The sequence below is a fragment of the Janthinobacterium sp. PC23-8 genome (assembly GCF_002250505.1).
In the GTDB taxonomy this organism is placed as follows: Bacteria; Pseudomonadota; Gammaproteobacteria; order Burkholderiales; family Burkholderiaceae_D; genus Janthinobacterium.
On the sequence record NZ_NJGY01000001.1, the window covers coordinates 1781587 to 1798547 of the forward strand.

Here is a 16961-nt window from a genome sequence, read left to right on the forward strand (position 1 = left end):
AACCAATCTCGACGTCAAGATAAAGGAAGCGGCATGACGGACACACCGCAGGAACATCAGCGCGCGCAATTTGCGGCCGAACAATGGCAGCGCGAATTGCCGCAGCTCGATACGCGCGCCATGCAAGTGGTGGGTCAGCTGGGCACGGTGGCGCAGCTGATGGCGCGCGACTGGCTCAATCCCCTGTTTGCCGAATACGGCTTGCAGCCCGGCGAATTCGATGTGCTGGCGACCTTGCGCCGCTCGGGCGCGCCGTATGCCTTGACGCCGACGGCGCTGTACGAGGCGGCCATGCTGTCGTCGGGCGGCATGACGAACCGCATCGATCGGCTGGAAACGGCCGGCCTGATCGAACGGCAGAAACATCCGACCGACCGGCGCGGCGTGCTGGTGGCCTTGACGGGCGCCGGCCGCGCACTGATCGACAAGCTGGTGCTGCTGCATGTGGCCAACGAGCAGCGCATGCTGGCCGCATTGACCGCGCGCGAACAGGCCCAGCTGGGCCTGTTGCTGGGCAAGCTGTTGCAGGGGATGGCGCAGGCGTAAAGCCAGGCAAGCTGGTCATCATGACAGGTCAGCCTATAATCCCCGTTACAGCATACTCAATCCGATCGACCATGGCACACCCCGACCCCCTCTCCGAATTCGACCTGATCAAACAATACTTCGTGCGCCAGCGTGCGGGACGCGCCACGCTGGGCATCGGCGACGACTGCGCCCTGCTCACGCCCACGGCCGGCAAGCAGATCGCCATCTCGTCGGACATGCTGGTGGAAGACCGGCATTTCTTTGCCGACGCCGACCCGCGCAAGCTCGGCCACAAAAGCCTGGCCGTCAACCTGTCGGACCTGGCCGCCATGGGCGCGCGCCCGCTGGCGTTCACGCTGGCGCTGGCGCTGCCGCAAGCCAATCGCGCCTGGCTGGCCGGCTTTGCCGAAGGGCTGTTTGCGCTGGCCGACGCCCACGATTGCGAGCTGATCGGTGGTGACACCACCAAGGGCCCGCTCAATATCTGCATCACCGTGTTCGGCGAACTGGCGCCCGGCCAGGCGCTGCGGCGCAGCCGCGCCGTGGCCGGCGACGATATCTGGGTCAGCGGCACGGTGGGCGACGCGCGCCTGGCGCTGGCAGGCTACCGCATGGAGCAATCGTTAACCGCCGAGGAACTGGCCAGCGCGGCGGTGCGCATGCACACGCCCACGCCGCGCGTGGCGCTGGGCCGCGCCCTGGCCGAAGGCAACTTGGCGCACGCCGCCATCGATATCTCGGACGGCCTGGTGGGGGATCTCGGCCATATCCTGAAGGCCTCGCAGGTGGGTGCCACCCTCGACGTGGACGCCCTGCCCGCCGGCCCCATCCTGGCACGGCAGGAAACAGACTTACGCCGCCGCTTCGCGGCCGCCGGCGGCGACGACTACGAGCTGTGTTTCACGGCGCCCGCCACCTCGCGCGCCACCATCGCCGCGCTGGCCAGCGGCTGCGGCACACCGGTCACGCGCGTGGGCCAGATCGAAGCCGAACCCGGCTTGCGGCTGGTGGACGCCAATCGGACGGCGCTGGATTTAAGGCTCAGTTCGTTTGATCATTTCAGTGACTGATTGGTATGCATTGAAGAGCTACCCTCTATGGTGCTGACGATGCAGCTTCCATGGCAATATGACCAGCAAAAGATGTAATAAAATTCTTCAGACTGGTCAGTTGCGAGAGATCTTCATACGCACCTGTGGTCATCGCTTCTTTCGGAGTAGCAATAACTGAAGCTGCGGTATAGAGCTGTTCTTGCACCAGACGTTGGCACAGGACATCGTATCGTTTCAGATACGATGCGCCTTGAAACTCCGGGAAAACCGGAAAATGCGGCGACTTGTCACGTACCGGGGAGCGCGACCTGGCGACATCTTCGACCACCATCAGCCAACCGACAAAAGGTTTCCGATACTTGCCAAAGGCATTCTCCCGATAGGCAGTCCAGATATCATGTGCCGTCCCTATGGCCATAGGTTTATACACATCTCCGCGTCAGCCCGCCAAGTTTGCTTGGCGATAACAGTGGGGCGGAAAAATCCGTTTACATTCAAGCACTTGCGGGAGCAGTTGTAAACTATTGATTTTTCAGGTTTACTCTCGTCTTTTGGCTCGCGAAATAATGACTAAATCGACGCACTGGACGGGCCTGGAATTTGCTGAACTTGACCTTGGGGACTCCCGCCTTGACAGTCGCGCCAGGAAGATCGTGGCGCGATTTGCCGACAAGCCCTCGTCCAGCATTCCTAAGTCGTGCAATGGCTGGGCCGAGACGATCGCCACATACCGATTTCTCGAGAACGACGCCGTCGAGTGGCGCGACATCATGGCACCGCACTGGGCCAAGACGCAGCAGCGCATGGGCGAACACCCCGTCATTCTGTGCTTGCAGGACACGACCGAACTCAATTTCAACGGGCAGCAGATCGAAGGTCTCGGGCCGCTCAGCTATGAAGTCCAGCGCGGCATGTATGTCCATCCAACGTACGCCGTCACGCCGGAACGGTTGCCGCTAGGCGTGCTCGACGCCTGGATGTGGGCGCGCGAGAAGATCAACGCTGCCGGCGTTCGACCGGGAATCAAGGAAAGTGGCCGCTGGATCGAAGGCTACGGGCGGATCGCCGAGATGGCCGCCGAGATGCCGGCGACGCGACTGGTGTACGTGGCCGACCGCGAGGCCGATATGATCGAGCTGATGACCTACGCACAGGACTGCGGCACGCCGGCCGACTGGCTGGTGCGCGCGAAGACCGACCGGGCACTGCCAGAGGGCGAGCGATTGTGGGCGCACACGCTCGATGGTGCGCCGGTGGGGGAAATCAGTTTCGTCATCGGCGCGCGCGACAAACAGAAGGGCCGCAAGGTGCGCCAGCAACTCTGGGCCAGGCGTGTGGAACTGCCGGCGCGGCGCGGCGTCAAGATCGCTGCGACCTGCGTCATCGCGCGCGAAATCGATGCGCCCGCCGGCATCGAGCCGATCGAATGGCGCTTGCTCACCAATCGAACCGCCACCACCGTCGATGAGGTGATCGAGTTGATCGACTGGTACCGCGCGCGTTGGGAAATTGAGATGTTCTTCCATGTGTTGAAGAACGCCTGCAAGGTCGAGGCGATGCAGCTCTCCCACATCGACAATCTTGAACGCGCGCTGGCGCTGTTCATGATCGTGGCGTGGCGCGTCTCCTATCTGATGCGCATCGGGCGCATCTGCCCGGATCTCGACGCCAGCCTGTTCTTCGACCCAGATGAAATCCGTGGCGCTTACCTGCTCACGAAGGAGCGACGGCCGGATCAGCCTCCGACACTTAACGATGTGGTGCGCTTGATCGCGCGCATCGGCGGCTTCCTTGGACGAAAAGGCGACGGCGATCCGGGCGTCAAGACAATCTGGCAGGGCATTCAGGATGTGCGCGTGGCTGCACTCACCATCAAAGCGCTACGCGACGAAGCTGGGTGATTTGTGTATAAACCTATGCCCTTCAACCCCATATCGTTATACATAAGTCAGCCAAGCCCATCGCGCAGTGCGCGTAATGTTTCGGCTGCGGCGTGAACTTGACTCAATCCGCGCCAGATGGTTTTGACGCCGGGTTCTCCGTCGCTTTTCCGACCGAGGAAGCCGCCGACTTGGGCGATCAGGCGGACGATCTCGTTCAAGGTGGGCGGCGAGGCTGGCATCTTCTTCTTGGTCAGCAAATGGACGCCACGAATCTCGTCAGGATCGAAGAACAGCGCGGCATCGAGATCGGGGCAGGTCCTGCCCATCCGCATCAGAAAGGTGATGCGCCAGGCGACCACCATGAACAAGGCCAGCGCCCGCTCGATGCGGTCGATGGCCGATAGCTGCAGCGCTTCGACCTTGCAACCATTTTTGATCACATGGAAATAAATCTCGATCTCCCAGCGCGCCCGGTACCACTCGATCAATTCGACGGCTTGCTCGACCGTCTCGATGGGCCGATTGGTCAGCAGGCGCCATTCGACCGGCTCGCTGCCGGCCGGCGCGCCCACTTCGCGCGCCACCACGCAGGTCACGCCCAGGCGCCCGCCTTTGCCGTCGGCAATCTCGACCTGCCGGGCCCACAGTTGTTGGCGCACAGCACGCGCCTTCTGATCTTCGCGGGCCGGCATGGTGAAGCTGATTTCCCCCAGGGCCGTACCGCTGCAAGTGTACTCCCACAGCTTTTCGCCGTCGTCCACACTGCGGTTGTGTGTGGCGCGCACCAGCCAGTCGGCCGGCGTGTCCAAGTCACGCGCGCGACGCATCAACGCCACTACGTCGGCCTCGCGGTCGGCCACGTACACCAGCCGTGTGCCGGCCAACGTCGCGGCCATCTCGGCCACGCGTTCGTAACCCTCGATCCAGCGCGCGCTTTCTTTCTGTCCGGGACGTACGCCGTCCTTGCCGCGCTTCGCGCGCGCCCACATCCAGGCATCGAGCACGCCGAGCGGTTCGCGTGTCGGCGTGACGGCGTAGGTCGGATGCAGGTACATGCCGCGCCGTGCCTCATAGTTCAGCGGCCCAAGCCCCTCCGCTTCCTGGCCGTTGAAATCGAGTTCGGTCGTGTCCTGGATGCACAGCACGACAGGATGGGCCTGCATGCGCTCGCGGGTACGCTCCCAATGCGGGGCCAGGATGGCCTCCCAAGACACATCATCATTGGCGAGAAAGCGGTAGGCCGCGCAGGTTTCGCTCCAACTGTCGCAGGCCTCGGGAATGCTCGCCGTCGGCTTTGCCGTAAATCGTTCCATCAGTGTTCTCGCTCGTTTGTCGAGGCGAGCATCGCCCAAGTCCAGTCCAGCAAACTCTTGCTCCGTCCAGCGGCTCGATACCTTGGTCAATGCGTCACCCAAAGTCAAAGAGTAAACGCGATCTCGGCAAAGTTTACAAGCCCCTCAGGTAAGTCCTTGAAAGTTAACGACTTTCAGGGCGGCGCGTGGGACGCCTGCCGACTTGTGTATAACGATATGCCCTATGGCCTCTTCAGTCCGATTATTGAAATTATTTCCGAATGAAGGACCGACCTGGCTCTTTAATTCAATGGCGGCAACAAGGCGGTGATGATGGATCACCAACAGATCCCATTTCTTGGTCGGCCGAAAATAGCCTGGGAGCGTGACCAGAGAAGATCGCTGATGAACTTGGGCGTCGGACAAACCGTTTGCGGCGACCAGATCCAGTATCAATGATACGAAGCCATCAAGATTCTTGCCAGCGGTAACTCCAACTCGCTCACCTTGATCTTGAACTCCTGCCTCAATCTGTTTTTGGCGAGCCTTCTCCCGATTTCCCCAAAAAGCCATAATGGATTCAGCTGCCTTTTGTTGATAATTTGCAAGATCAAGCGCCATGGTTTTTTCGATCAGTGTGCAAGAGCTTGCCGCTCCTGTTGAGTTAAAGAATACAAATCCGCTGTCACCTCGTTGCATTCATCAATATCCAATGCAGTGGCCGCGTTGATCAGGCGCTCCCTCATGACCGGTGAGACACCGCTCCATATTGGCAGCCGTATCCTGCGCAAATATTGCGCCTGAAATCGCAAATACCCACCCCGCATTTTCGTTGAGTAAGTAGAGATGAATAAACGCGCGATGTTGGAGAGCAGTACCGCTTGCAGTGCTCTCAAGTCCCAGGTATCCGACACAATAAAGTACAAATTATGATGTGGATAGAGATTCCCGCTTTCAAAAGCGACCTGCGCCTCGCCACGGATATCCGGAATCAGCAGTTTGGGACGCGAAGACAGCGATGGCGTGATGCGATCAATTGTCCTGTACCAGTTTTCGGGATTTTTTTTTGCAACATGCCTGCCCATGATCTGTTGCCGATGACCTTCAAGATAGCGGCGCAGTTTGGGGTATCTGCCCAGATCGACCAGTGGTCCTTCATCGGTAAATGGATTAATGACACCATAGCCGCGCCAGACCACATGACCACTTGCCAAGTCCTTCGCCATTGCCAAAGGCAGCTTTCTATCCTCCTCAACATCCAATTCAGCAAACTTGCCGATGAATGCCTTGTCTGCGCCAGTTGCAACACCAATGCCGATCTTGCAACCGACCTCTTCAAGGTTGGGATACTCAGCTTCCAATCGTTTGATGAGTAGCGTTTTAGCCGACAAATCAAGTATCCACGGTGCGCTTCCCGATACGATCCCTGCAATTTCACGGATCAAGGTATCGACCAGTACTGGGGAGTGAAAAGCAAGCGCCAAGGCGCTCAAACACGCTTGATCAAGCTGTGGACGCTCGGCGACGCGGGTCGGACCGGGGCGATTCCTGGAGATGACTGTAATGGCAGGATAGGCACTCACCTCGGAATGAAATGCATCGGCATCGACCATATCAATGTAAGCGCGCAAGTGAAATTGCTGCGATACCAAGTCTCGCAATGGTCCGCCATATTTGTTCTTCATCCATCGATCTGAACAGATAAAGCTCAATTGCCCTTGATCTTTCAACAGGTGAAGCGAGCGCTCGATGAATGGCACATACAAGTCAGCCCTGTCATACAGTGTCGGGTAGCGGCGGCGGTACTCCTCCAGCAAAGGAGCAGGAATCAGTTCTTGTCGTACATACGGAGGGTTGCCAACAACAAAATCAAACTCTGATTGCAGTTCTGCCAGTAAATAATCTCCTTGCACCAGCCAGACGTGCGCAATACGCCGTGCTTCTTCCAATGAAAAGTGCGAACGTGTCAACAGGGCGACCACTTTATCTCGCGTGAGGACATAGCTGTCAGCATGCAGCTCAACGCCTCTTATACAGTGATCAATCGAGCCAATATGATCGCCTGACTGTTGGACGCGCAAACGTACGGCCAGCAGTCGTTCAATCGCCGGCAGGAGAAAATCGCCATCCCCAAAAGATGGCTCCAGCAACGAAGTTTCCCCCTGTGTCAAACTGTCGTGAGACAACTTCAGCAGTCTAATTAAAGAAGTTGCACACCCAGGTCATAGAATGAAAATCAGTCATCAGCAGCAGGATATCGATAACGCCGTATCTTTGGAGGGCGCCTCGCAGGGAGCCCGCAGGGCGAGCGTAGAGGCGCCCTCCAAAAAAGCCGACGCGGAGGTCGTCGCGGTGGCGCGCCGTCGCAAATTCACCCAGGCCTACATGCAGCGTATCGTGCGCGAAGCCGACGCTTGCACGGTGCCTGGCGCCATCGGCGAGCTTTTACGACGCGAAGGCCTGTACAGCTCGCATTTGAGCACTTGGCGCGCCGCCGTGGCCGCCAGCGACGCAGCGTTGCAGAGCCCGAAGCGCGGTCCGAAACCTGACCCCGCCAAGGCCGCCGACCGCCAGCTGGCGCGCCTGCAGCAGGAGAATGACAAGCTGCGCAAGCAACTGGGCAGAGCCGAACAAATCATCGATGTCCAAAAAAAACTTTGCGATTTGCTGGGCTTGCCCACGGCAGTGGAAGTGCCGTGATGCAGGCAGCCATCGCACTCGTGGTGCCGCTGGGCGCGCGCGCCGCTTGCGCCGGTTTGGGTGTGCCACGCGCCAGCCTCTACCGCGCCCGCCAGGCACGTGTGCCGCAGCACACGGTGCGACGGCCGCGCCGCTCGCCGCTGGCCTTGGACGAGGCTGAGCGCGCGGCCATCCTGGCATTGTTGCATTCACCTGAGTACGTCGACGTCGCCCCGCGCACGGCCTATGCCATGCTGCTCGACGCCGGTCTCTACTTGGCCTCGCCGTCGACCTTTTACCGCTTGTTGCGCGCCAGCAGTGGCACGCGCGCACGCCGCGACGAGCTGCGCCATCCCGCCTATGCCCGGCCCGAATTGCTGGCCACCGCACCGCGTCAGGTGTGGTCGTGGGACATCACCAAACTGAAAGGCCCGGCCAAGTCAGCGCACTTCCATTTGTACGTCATTCTCGACATCTTCAGTCGCTACGTGGTCGGCTGGATGATCGCCGACTGCGAGTTGGACGCGCTGGCCGAAAGCCTTATCGGCACCACCTGCGACCGCGAAGGCATCGTGCCGGGAACGCTGACCCTGCACGCTGATCGCGGTGCGGCGATGCGTTCCAAACTGGTGGCCGACCTGCTCGTCGATATGGGTGTGCTCAAGAGCCACAGCCGTCCCTACACGTCGGACGACAACCCGTTCTCGGAGGCGCAGTTCAAGACGATGAAATACCGCCCCGAGTTTCCCGAACGCTTCGGTTCGCTGGCCGATGCGCGCGCCTTCTGCCAGGTGTTCTTTGCTTGGTACAACGACGAACATCGGCATTCCGGCATCGGCTACATGACACCGGCGGCCATGCATACAGGAACAGCTTTGGCCATTCATGCACAGCGCGACATGGTCTTAGAAGGTGCCTTCGCGCGTCATCCCAACCGCTTCAAACAGCGCCGTCCGCAGCCGCCGGCGCTACCCACCGAGGCCGGAATCAATATGCCAAAGAACACGTCAGGAGACGAGACCACAGCTAAAATTGCCCTCTAAACTATTTACAAAAACTGTCTCAAATAGTTTGACACCTTCCGTTTCGTGCAGATCCATATCAACGGTATAACCGACCAGATCGAGAATGAAATCAACCACCACCCGCCGCGTAAAAATGGCTCCGCGTTCATCAGCACTACGGGGCGCAGCGACATCATGAAATACCGCCGTCGCATCTCCGAAACCAGACAGGGATAGCTGTTGCTGGGCATTTCTACGTTGTTTTACAAGTGTCATATAGGCTAGGCTTACCGGGCTATGCTTCCAGGCAGACTGAGGAAAGCAAACAGCGATTTTAACAGTCCGGCTGCCGTGCCACACCTGGTTTATCGCAGTTGCGAACGTCCCATCCCCGGCTGATTGGCCATCCAGTAATGCTGGAACGCCTGCCGGATATTGTCGCGCAGTTCGGTGTCGTCCCACGGCTTGGTATAGAAACGGTAGATGGCGCCGCGGTTGATGGAATCGAGCACGGCTTCGAGGCCCGTGTAGCCGGACAGGATGATGCGGATGGTTTCCGGGTACAGTTCCTTGACCTTGCTGAGAAACTCGGTGCCGCACAGGGCCGGCATGCGCTGGTCGCAGATGATCACGTGCACGCAGTGCAGGGCCAGCAGTTCAAAGCCTTCGTCCGGCGTGCCGGCCGTCAGGATCTGGTAGCCGTCGGGACGCAACAAACGGTGCAGCGAGGACAGCACGTTGACGTCCTCGTCGACGATCAACAGGGTTTGCGCCGGTTGTGCGGCCGGGTCATGGCCGGGCGGCAGGCCGGCGCCGGCGGCAATGATCTGGCCCAGTTCCAGCGCCGGCAAGGCGCGGCTGAAATAGAAGCCCTGGATTTCGTCGCAGCGGTTGCGCCGCAGGTATTCCAGTTGCGGGCGCGATTCGACGCCTTCGGCCACTACGCTCAATTTGAGGCTGTGCGCCATGCTGATGATGGCCAGGGCGATGGCCGCGTCGTTGGGGCTGCTGGTAATGTTGCGCACGAAAGCGATATCGATCTTCAGCTTGTCGATCGGAAAGCGCTGCAGGTAAGCCAGGCTGGAGTAGCCGGTGCCGAAATCGTCGATGGCCACCTTCACGCCAATCTTCTTGAGCTTGCCCAGCACGATGATGGTGCGTTCGGCGTTCGACATCAGCGCCGTCTCCGTCAGCTCCAGTTCCAGCAATTCGGCCGGCACCAGGTAGCGCGCCAGCGCCTGCGTCACTTCGGCTGCCAGGTCGCCTTCGGCAAACTGCCGGCTCGACACGTTGACGGCCACCCGCACCGGCCCCACGCCCTCGTCGCGCCACTGCGCCACCTGGCGGCAGGCGGCCTCGATCACCCACGCGCCCACGCGCCCGATCAGGCCCGTGTCTTCCAGCACCGGCACGAATTCGGCCGGCGCCAGCAGCCCGTGGCCGGGGCGGCGCCAGCGCAGCAGGGCTTCCACGCCGCTGATGCGGCCGGTGCGCAAGTCCACCTTGGGCTGGTAGTGCAAAATGAATTGTTCGTGCTCGAGCGCATGGCGCAGCGCCAGCTCCAGGTCCAGCCGCGCCAGCACCTGCACGTTCATGCCCGCCGTGAAAAAACGGTAGCCGTCGCGCCCGGCCCGCTTGGCGCCGCCCATCGCCGTATTGGCGTACCTGACCAGTGTTTCCGGGTCCAGCGCGTCGTCGGGATACATGGCGATGCCGATGCTGGCCGTCAGGGTGGCCGCATGACCGCGCAGGTCGAACGGCGCGCGCAGGGTGTCGCGCACCTGGTTGGCCACCGCCACGGCATCCTGCTGGTGGCGGCTCATGGTGAGGATCAGCGCGAACTCATCGTTGCCCAGGCGCCCGACCGTGTCGCGCAGGCGCACGCAGGCCACCAGGCGGTTGCTGAACTGGCGCAGCAATTCGTCGCCCAGCGCCGCGCCAAGGGTGTCGTTGATGCTCTTGAAGCGGTCGAGCGCAATGAACAGCACCACGATGCGCCACGATTTTTCCTGCGCCAGCTCGACCGCCTGCGCCAGGGTCTGGTAGAACAGGCTGCGGTTCGGCAAGCCCGTCAGACTGTCGTAATGGGCCAGGTGCTGCAGGCGCTCCTGTGCCTGGCGCCGCTCGCTGATATCGCGCGCCACGGCGATCAGCAGCGCCCCGTCCGTGCCGGCGTCGGCGTCTGCGGCCTGCGCATGCCAGTGCCACTTCAACTCGACAGGAACCAGGCTCAGGTCGCGCCGCAGCAGTTCGCATTCGCTGGCCTGCGACGCCAGGGCGGCCGGCGCATCGGGCAAGCCTGCCGGCGGCAAGGACGGCAGCAGCGCGCCAGGCGCCAGCGCCAGCAGTTCCTCACGCGTATAACCGAGCAGGCGGCAGGCGCCATCGTTGACATCGACCAATGTCATGCCTGGCACGTCGAACAGGAAGATGGCGTCGCTGGCGGCATTCATCGCGGCGCGCAAGCGCCGCAGCCCGGCTTCCTGATGGTTGACGCTCAGCATGCGCGCGCCATGGCTAGCGGCCGGCTTGATCATGCGGCTGCGCCCAGCGTGATCGAGAAAGTGCTGCCTTGCTGCGGGATGCTGCTCACGCTGATGCCGCCATCCATTAATTCCACCAGGCGCTTGGTGACCACCAGGCCGATGCCGCTGCCCTCCTGCGCGCCACCCTCCTGCCCCAGGCGGTTGAAAGGCTGGAACAACTGCGCCTGCTGGGCGCTGTCCAGACCCATGCCGGTATCGCGCACGCTGATGCAGACCCGGCCATCGGCCTGCACGGCGCAGCCGATGGCCACCTGGCCGTCGTCGCGGTTGTACTTGATGGCGTTCGACAGCAGGTTCAGCAGGATCTGTTTGAGCCGCGTGCGGTCGGCCAGCACCTGCAGGCGGCAATCCCCGGAAAACGTCATGGCGATGCCGCGCCCGGCCGCCAGCGGCGCCGTCATGTGGCGGCACTCTTCCAGCAGCGGCAACAGTGCCACCGATTCGAGCGACAGGCTCAGCGTGCCCGACTCGACCTTGGCCAGGTCGAGGATTTCATTGATCAAGGTCAGCAGGTGGCGGCCCGCCTTGAGGATATGGCCGGCAAACTCTTTCTTTTGTTCCAGGGTCGACGGCAGGCGGTCGGCGCTGAGGATTTGCGCAAAGCCGAGGATGGCGTTGAGCGGCGTACGCAGTTCGTGGCTCATCGTCGACACAAAGGCCGACTTGGCCTGGTTGGCGCTGTGCGCCTCGTGTATGGCCAGCGCCAGCTCGCCATTGGCCAGTTCCAGCTGCATGGTGCGCTCGTGGACGCGCATTTCGAGTTCCTGGTTCAGCCGCATCACTTCCTGTTGCGCCTGCGCGCGCTGGGCCGCTTCGCGCGCCAGTTCGCCGTTCGAACGTTCCAGCGCCTGCGTGCGCTGCTCAACCTCGTCCAGCATCTGGTTGAAGGAGTCGACCAATTGCGCCACTTCATCGACGCTGAGCTTGCGCGCGCGCCGCGTGTAGTCGCCCGTGTCGATCACGCTGCGGGCCACTTCGGCGATAGCGAGAATGGGCTGGATGATCACATGATCGAGGCGGCGCAGCAGCAGCCAGGCCATCAGCAGCGCTGCCACCGTCACCCCCAGCACGATGAGCAGATAGTCTGTCGGCAGCATGCGCCGCGCGCCGTGCAGATCGTAAGCCAGAATGGCGCCGAGGGAAATCAGCAGCGTCATCAGCGTGCTGAGCAACACCACCGAGGCCAGCTTGTGGCGAATCGAGCGCAGCCGTATCATGAGGCAGCCTGCAACAGCATGGGCCCGCCAGCCAGGCATGTGCACCTGGAAAAACCGTCGCCTGGAAGCTGATTCAATCGTGCCATGACAGTCAAGTAAGAAAGGTTGCGTTAAATCGCATGCCAGTCACCGTTTGACATGCTTGCAATAAGTGTAACCATTTTTCGCTGTCAAAGGGGAAACTTTTATATCCCGCCTGCGGCTTTTGCGGCACAGTGCGCTGTGCTACAGTCAACGCCTGTCCAACTCAACTGACACCATGAACAACGATCTGTTTGCACTGGCCCATGAGGTGGGCCAGGCCCTGCATGCAAAGGGGCAATTACTGGCCACGGCCGAATCGTGCACGGGCGGTGGCGTGGCCCAGGCCGTCACCGACATCGCCGGCTCCAGCGCCTGGTTCGAGCGCGGCTTCGTCACCTATACCAATCTGTCCAAGACCGAGATGCTGGGGGTGCCGGCGCAGCTGCTCGCCAGCCATGGCGCCGTCAGCGAGGAAGTGGCCGCCGCCATGGCGCAAGGCGCGCTGGCCCATAGCGGCGCGCAGGTGGCGCTGTCGACCACCGGCATTGCCGGCCCCGGCGGCGCCGTGCCCGGCAAGCCGGTCGGCACGGTCTGCTTCGGCTGGGCCAGCGCCGGCGCCGTGCACACCGAGCGTCAGGTCTTTGCCGGCGACCGCCAGGCCGTGCGCGAGCAGGCGGTGGCGCATGCCTTGCAGGGATTGCTGAAACTTATCTAGCCGGCTAGCCGGCGATCATGGAGCGGTCGCGGCCGGCCTGCTTGGCCGCATACAGGGCGCTGTCGGCGCGCATCAGCAATTCATGGCGGCCAGTGCCGTGCAGCGGATATTCGGCGATGCCGGCCGAAAAAGTGCAGCCGGACAAGCTATGCGGCGCCTGTTTGATCAGCAACTGGCGGTAGCGCGCGGCGATGTCGTCGACCTTGTGCGCCGCCACCAGGCTGTCGGCCTCGCGCAGCAGCAGGCAGAATTCCTCGCCGCCATAGCGGCACACCATGTCGCTGCCACGCAACTGGCCTTCGACCAGGCGCGCGAACTGGATCAGCACTTCGTCGCCGAAGTTGTGTCCGTAGGTATCGTTGATGCGCTTGAAAAAATCGAGGTCGATGATGATGAGGGCCACCGCAGCTTTGCCATTGGCCTCGTGCAGGATGGCGTTCAGGCAGGTTTCGAAATGGCGGCGGTTGTACAGGCCCGTCAGATGGTCGCGCATGGCCTGCTCCTTCAGGCTGTCCTGCAGCGAATTGACGTGCAGGATCTGGTGCGCCAGTTCGCGGTTCAGGTGCTCGAGCTTGAGGTTTTCCGATTCGCGCGCGGCCTGCAATTCCAGCGCCTTGTCGCGCTCGGCCTTGAGGTTGCGCATTTCTTTTTCCAGGTGACGCATCAGCACGCGCGAGGCGCGCGCGGACTTGCTGCTCGCCTCAAAAGCGGCGTGATACTGCTGCAAATAACCATACGCGTCCTGCCAGTGGCCCAACTGCGCATTGAGGTCGGACAAGCCGCGCAGGATCTGCTGCCGGTGAAACGGATTGCGGGTCCAGCTCAGCAGGCTGTGCGCCTGCGTCAACGACACCAGCGCGGTGGCCGCATCGCCCGCGTGCAGGTCGAGCTTGCCGCGCACCAGCCACACATGCATCTGCTCCTCCAGGTCCTGCGCCTGATGCGCGTATTGATCGGCGCGCTGCAGCAGTTCCAGTGCGGTTTGCGCTTGCTGCAGCGAAATGGCGGCATGGGCGGCAATGCAGAACAAGAAGGCGCGCACCGCCAGATTTTCCTCGGGCCAGTCATAAAACGGTTCGACCAGCGCCAGCGCCTCGACCGGCTTGCCGGTGGCCAGCAAACACATGGCCAGGTTGGCCGAGACGATGGTGTGCTGGTACTTGAGCTTTTGCGTGCCGATGATGTCGAGCGCTTCGTACAGCAGCGGGATCGCGTCCTCGTCATTGCCCAGGTCGTGCTGCGACGAAGCCAGGTTCGACAGGCTGTTGACGCGCTGCGCGGGCGTGCCGAAGCGCTCGGCGATATCGAGTGCCAGCAGGAAGTTGCGCGGCCCTTCCTGCGTATCGCCACGGTTCAGGGCATCGACGCCCAGGCGCGCATACAGCATGAATTTATGCAGGGAATCAGGAATTTGCGCGGCAAGCTGGCGCGCCAGCAGGAAAAACTGTTCCGCTTCGGCAAATTCGCCGCGCCGGCTGGCGTAAGCCCCCTGCAGCGCGGCCAAGGACATGCCGCCTTCGAGGTCATGGCAGGCGTGAAAATACTCGCGCAATGCGGCACTGGCCGGCTCCATCTCGCCGCCATAATAGGCCAGCCAGCATCGGTTCAGCTCGGCGTACGCGTGGCCGCGGCGATACTGCCGGCGTTCGCTGGCGGCCAGCACCAGTCGCACCAGGCGCCTGGCTTGGCGGCGGTTGCCCACCACGCAGGACAAACCCTGCAAATTGAGACGGTCCAGGTGGGCTTTATCGAGACTGGAGAGCGGCACGGCAACCTTTTCACACTCCAGGGTGGATTTTTCACACAAAAATTACCCTATATCAATGATATTCTTCCCCTTCATCATAACCAGATTTCGCCTTGCACATGGTATCTTTGCAAACGATTGTGGTAAAAACCCCAGTGCGCGGTGGTGACCGGACAATCTGTCCACGGTTGCCTGCGGAACAAAAAACCACTATTCTCAATAATTGCCAGCCACCACCCCTTCCATGACCCTGTCTTCCGCGCTCACCACCTGCCTGTCCCTGCTGCTGTTGTCGGGCTGCGCCGGCGCGCCGGCTGATCCTGCGGCCGCCGCCTACCTGGCCGGTCCGGCCTACACCGTCTACGCGGCCGGCGATATCGCCGATTGCCGACAGCACGGCTGGCAATACACGGGCGCGGCGCTGACGGCCGAGCTGATCGCCGGCGAACTGGCCGGCAAGCCGGAGGCCGCCGTACTGAGCCTGGGCGACCATACCTATCCGGTCGGCCTGGCGGCGGAATTTCGCGATTGCTATGCCCCCACCTGGGGCCGCTTCAAGGAGCGCACCTACCCCACGCCCGGCAACCATGAATACTACGGTTCCAGGTCGGCCAGCGGCTATGTCGATTATTTCGGCCGGCCCGATTACTACAGTTTTCAACTGGGCAGCTGGCACGTGATCTCGCTCAACAGCCATTTGCCGGCCGCGCGGCTGGACGAGCAGCTGGCCTGGCTGAAAGACGACCTGGCGCGCCACCCGGCGCGCTGCACCCTGGCCTACTGGCATGCGCCGTTGTACAGTTCGGGCGGCCACCGCGCGCCAAAAACCATGCAGCCGGCCTGGCAGGCGCTGCACCAGGCTGGCGCCGAGCTGGTGCTGTCGGGCCACGACCACGATTACGAGCGCTTCGCGCCGCAGGACGCCAGCGGCAACATCGACACGGAACGGGGCCTGCGCCAGTTCGTGATCGGCACCGGCGGCGCCTTCCTGACGCCCTTCTTTTATTTCATGCCGCACAGCGAGATGCGCGACAACAGCAGCCATGGCGTGCTCAGGCTGAGCCTGCACGAGGCCGGCTACAGCTGGCGCTACCTGGCCGTGCCGGACGACGGCACGGTGGCGCGCCCGGCGCCCGACAGCGGCGCAGCGCCCTGCCATTGACCTTTTCACCTGTTACAGACGCAATCACTTGGAGTAGTCGCAATGCAAAACACGGTACATTTCATCCTGCAGGGCAAAGGCGGCATCGGCAAGACGCTGGTGTCGACCCTGCTGGCGCAATGGATGGTCGGCAAGGACGACAACGCCCTGCGCTGCTACGACACCGACCAGGAAAACGCCACCTTCTCGCGCTACAAGGCGATGAACGTCAAGCATGTGCCGGTCATGACGGAGGGGCGCATGATCGACCCGAAGCGTTTTGACGCGTTGATGATCGATATCCTGGAGACAGACGGCAACTGCGTGGTCGACAACGGCGCCAATACCTTTTCGCCACTGATGGGCTATCTGCTGGAAAACGACTGCTTTGCCTTGCTGGAAGAATCAGGCCGCAAGGTGTATATCCACACCATCGTCGGCGGCGGCGACACCCTGCACGACACGGCCACCGGCTTTGTCGCCACGGCCCAGGCGACCACGGTACCGCTGGTGCTGTGGCAGAACGAACACTTCGGCCTGCTGCAATCGGCCTCGGGCAAGCGGTTCATCGAATCGCAGTCGTATAACGACCACCGCGCCCGCGTGAAAGGCAGCATCACCTTGTCGCAGCGCAACCCGGATACCTTTGGCGCCGACGTGAAAAAGATGAACACGGCACGCCTGACGATGCAGGAAGTGCTGCAGAACGACAAGTTCAACATCATGGAAAAACAGCGTATCAAGGTGGTCTACCGCGATATTTTCGAACAACTCGACAAGGTGCAATGGTAGTGGACCAGCATAAACTGCGCAGCCATGTGTTTGAGCGGACCGGCATCCGGATCGACACCGACGACCCCATCTTTGCCCTGGTGGCCCTGAACGAAGCGGTGCTGGCCGAGACCGTCGAGCGCCAGCTGGCCGTGCTGAACACCGCCACCGAAGCGCTGGCGGCGCAGGCCTGCGCCACGGGCGGCCTGCCGCCGCTGGCGATGCCGCTCGCTTTGGGCGTTGCCGACAGGCGCTGGTTTACGCCGCGCGAATGGCGCTTGCTGGGCGCCGCCGCCATCGTCTCGCTGGCCTCTTCCCTCTTGGTGCTGGCCGGCGCGGCGCTGCTGTGGCGCTAAGTAAGT

17 protein-coding genes are annotated in these 16961 nt (G+C 61.8%); 9 read left to right on the forward strand and 8 right to left on the reverse strand.

The features are described 5' to 3' along the window. Window positions 1-33 precede the first annotated feature (33 nt). Together CD932_RS07645 and thiL are read left to right on the forward strand one after the other, a co-directional pair. A complete protein-coding gene (locus CD932_RS07645; RefSeq protein ID WP_094442108.1) occupies window positions 34-546 on the forward strand; it encodes a MarR family winged helix-turn-helix transcriptional regulator in 513 nt (170 codons plus the stop codon). Between the two features lie 71 nt (window positions 547-617). After that, complete coding sequence (gene thiL, locus CD932_RS07650) at window positions 618-1598, forward strand: thiamine-phosphate kinase (RefSeq protein WP_094442109.1); 981 nt, start codon at window positions 618-620, stop codon at window positions 1596-1598. Between the two features lie 25 nt (window positions 1599-1623). Here thiL and CD932_RS07655 read toward each other — a convergent pair whose 3' ends face one another. Then, entirely contained in the window at window positions 1624-1998 is a 375-nt protein-coding gene (locus CD932_RS07655) for a PaeR7I family type II restriction endonuclease (protein WP_094442110.1), read from the reverse strand. Window positions 1999-2146: 148 nt separating this feature from the next. Between CD932_RS07655 and CD932_RS07660 the strand changes: the two genes are divergently transcribed. Next, on the forward strand, window positions 2147-3481 hold the full coding sequence (locus tag CD932_RS07660) for an IS4 family transposase (protein ID WP_094440899.1): 1335 nt from the start codon (window positions 2147-2149) through the stop codon (window positions 3479-3481). A gap of 47 nt (window positions 3482-3528) precedes the next feature. Here the strand turns inward: CD932_RS07660 and CD932_RS07665 are convergent, their stop codons facing one another. From CD932_RS07665 to CD932_RS07675, 3 genes are read right to left on the reverse strand one after another with little or no spacing between them, the layout of a single operon-like run. After that, window positions 3529-4866, reverse strand: a complete 1338-nt coding sequence (locus CD932_RS07665) for an IS4 family transposase (protein WP_094442111.1) — start codon at window positions 4864-4866, stop codon at window positions 3529-3531. A gap of 54 nt (window positions 4867-4920) precedes the next feature. After that, on the reverse strand, window positions 4921-5376 hold the full coding sequence (locus CD932_RS07670; protein ID WP_094442112.1) for a PaeR7I family type II restriction endonuclease: 456 nt from the start codon (window positions 5374-5376) through the stop codon (window positions 4921-4923). Between the two features lie 11 nt (window positions 5377-5387). Beyond that, a complete protein-coding gene (locus CD932_RS07675; RefSeq protein ID WP_254926502.1) occupies window positions 5388-6905 on the reverse strand; it encodes an Eco57I restriction-modification methylase domain-containing protein in 1518 nt (505 codons plus the stop codon). 79 nt (window positions 6906-6984) lie between these two features. Here CD932_RS07675 and CD932_RS07680 point away from each other — a divergent pair, with 79 nt between their 5' ends. Both CD932_RS07680 and CD932_RS07685 read left to right on the forward strand, forming a co-directional pair. Continuing rightward, window positions 6985-7455: a transposase gene (locus CD932_RS07680; protein ID WP_254926503.1), complete on the forward strand. Its 471-nt coding sequence runs from the start codon at window positions 6985-6987 to the stop codon at window positions 7453-7455. Continuing rightward, window positions 7452-8477, forward strand: a complete 1026-nt coding sequence (locus CD932_RS07685; protein WP_094442113.1) for an integrase core domain-containing protein — start codon at window positions 7452-7454, stop codon at window positions 8475-8477. Before CD932_RS07680 ends, CD932_RS07685 begins: the two co-directional genes overlap by 4 nt. Here the strand turns inward: CD932_RS07685 and CD932_RS28120 are convergent. From CD932_RS28120 to CD932_RS07695, 3 genes are all read right to left on the reverse strand, one after another. Then, window positions 8442-8714: a hypothetical protein gene (locus tag CD932_RS28120; protein WP_141213207.1), complete on the reverse strand. Its 273-nt coding sequence runs from the start codon at window positions 8712-8714 to the stop codon at window positions 8442-8444. The genes CD932_RS07685 and CD932_RS28120 overlap by 36 nt on opposite strands. An 89-nt stretch (window positions 8715-8803) precedes the next feature. After that, complete coding sequence (locus CD932_RS07690) at window positions 8804-10975, reverse strand: EAL domain-containing protein (RefSeq protein ID WP_254926504.1); 2172 nt, start codon at window positions 10973-10975, stop codon at window positions 8804-8806. Continuing rightward, the gene (locus tag CD932_RS07695) at window positions 10972-12201 is read right to left on the reverse strand and encodes an ATP-binding protein (protein WP_094442114.1); all 1230 of its coding nucleotides are present in this window, start codon (window positions 12199-12201) and stop codon (window positions 10972-10974) included. The genes CD932_RS07690 and CD932_RS07695 overlap by 4 nt, the downstream gene beginning before the upstream one ends. A 259-nt stretch (window positions 12202-12460) precedes the next feature. Here CD932_RS07695 and CD932_RS07700 point away from each other — a divergent pair, with 259 nt between their 5' ends. Further along, complete coding sequence (locus CD932_RS07700) at window positions 12461-12940, forward strand: CinA family protein (RefSeq protein ID WP_094442115.1); 480 nt, start codon at window positions 12461-12463, stop codon at window positions 12938-12940. 4 nt (window positions 12941-12944) lie between these two features. On the opposite strand, the gene CD932_RS07705 is transcribed toward CD932_RS07700, so the two are convergent. Further along, complete coding sequence (locus CD932_RS07705; RefSeq protein WP_254926505.1) at window positions 12945-14708, reverse strand: GGDEF domain-containing protein; 1764 nt, start codon at window positions 14706-14708, stop codon at window positions 12945-12947. A 223-nt stretch (window positions 14709-14931) separates the two neighbouring features. Here CD932_RS07705 and CD932_RS07710 point away from each other — a divergent pair, with 223 nt between their 5' ends. The 3 genes from CD932_RS07710 to CD932_RS07720 are packed head-to-tail and all read left to right on the forward strand — an operon-like array spanning window position 14932 to window position 16955. After that, window positions 14932-15849 (forward strand): metallophosphoesterase, encoded by a 918-nt coding sequence (locus CD932_RS07710; RefSeq protein WP_094442116.1) that lies wholly within the window; start codon window positions 14932-14934, stop codon window positions 15847-15849. A gap of 42 nt (window positions 15850-15891) precedes the next feature. After that, complete coding sequence (locus CD932_RS07715; protein WP_094442117.1) at window positions 15892-16620, forward strand: hypothetical protein; 729 nt, start codon at window positions 15892-15894, stop codon at window positions 16618-16620. Then, window positions 16620-16955, forward strand: a complete 336-nt coding sequence (locus tag CD932_RS07720; protein ID WP_094442118.1) for a hypothetical protein — start codon at window positions 16620-16622, stop codon at window positions 16953-16955. Before CD932_RS07715 ends, CD932_RS07720 begins: the two co-directional genes overlap by 1 nt. Window positions 16956-16961 lie beyond the last annotated feature (6 nt).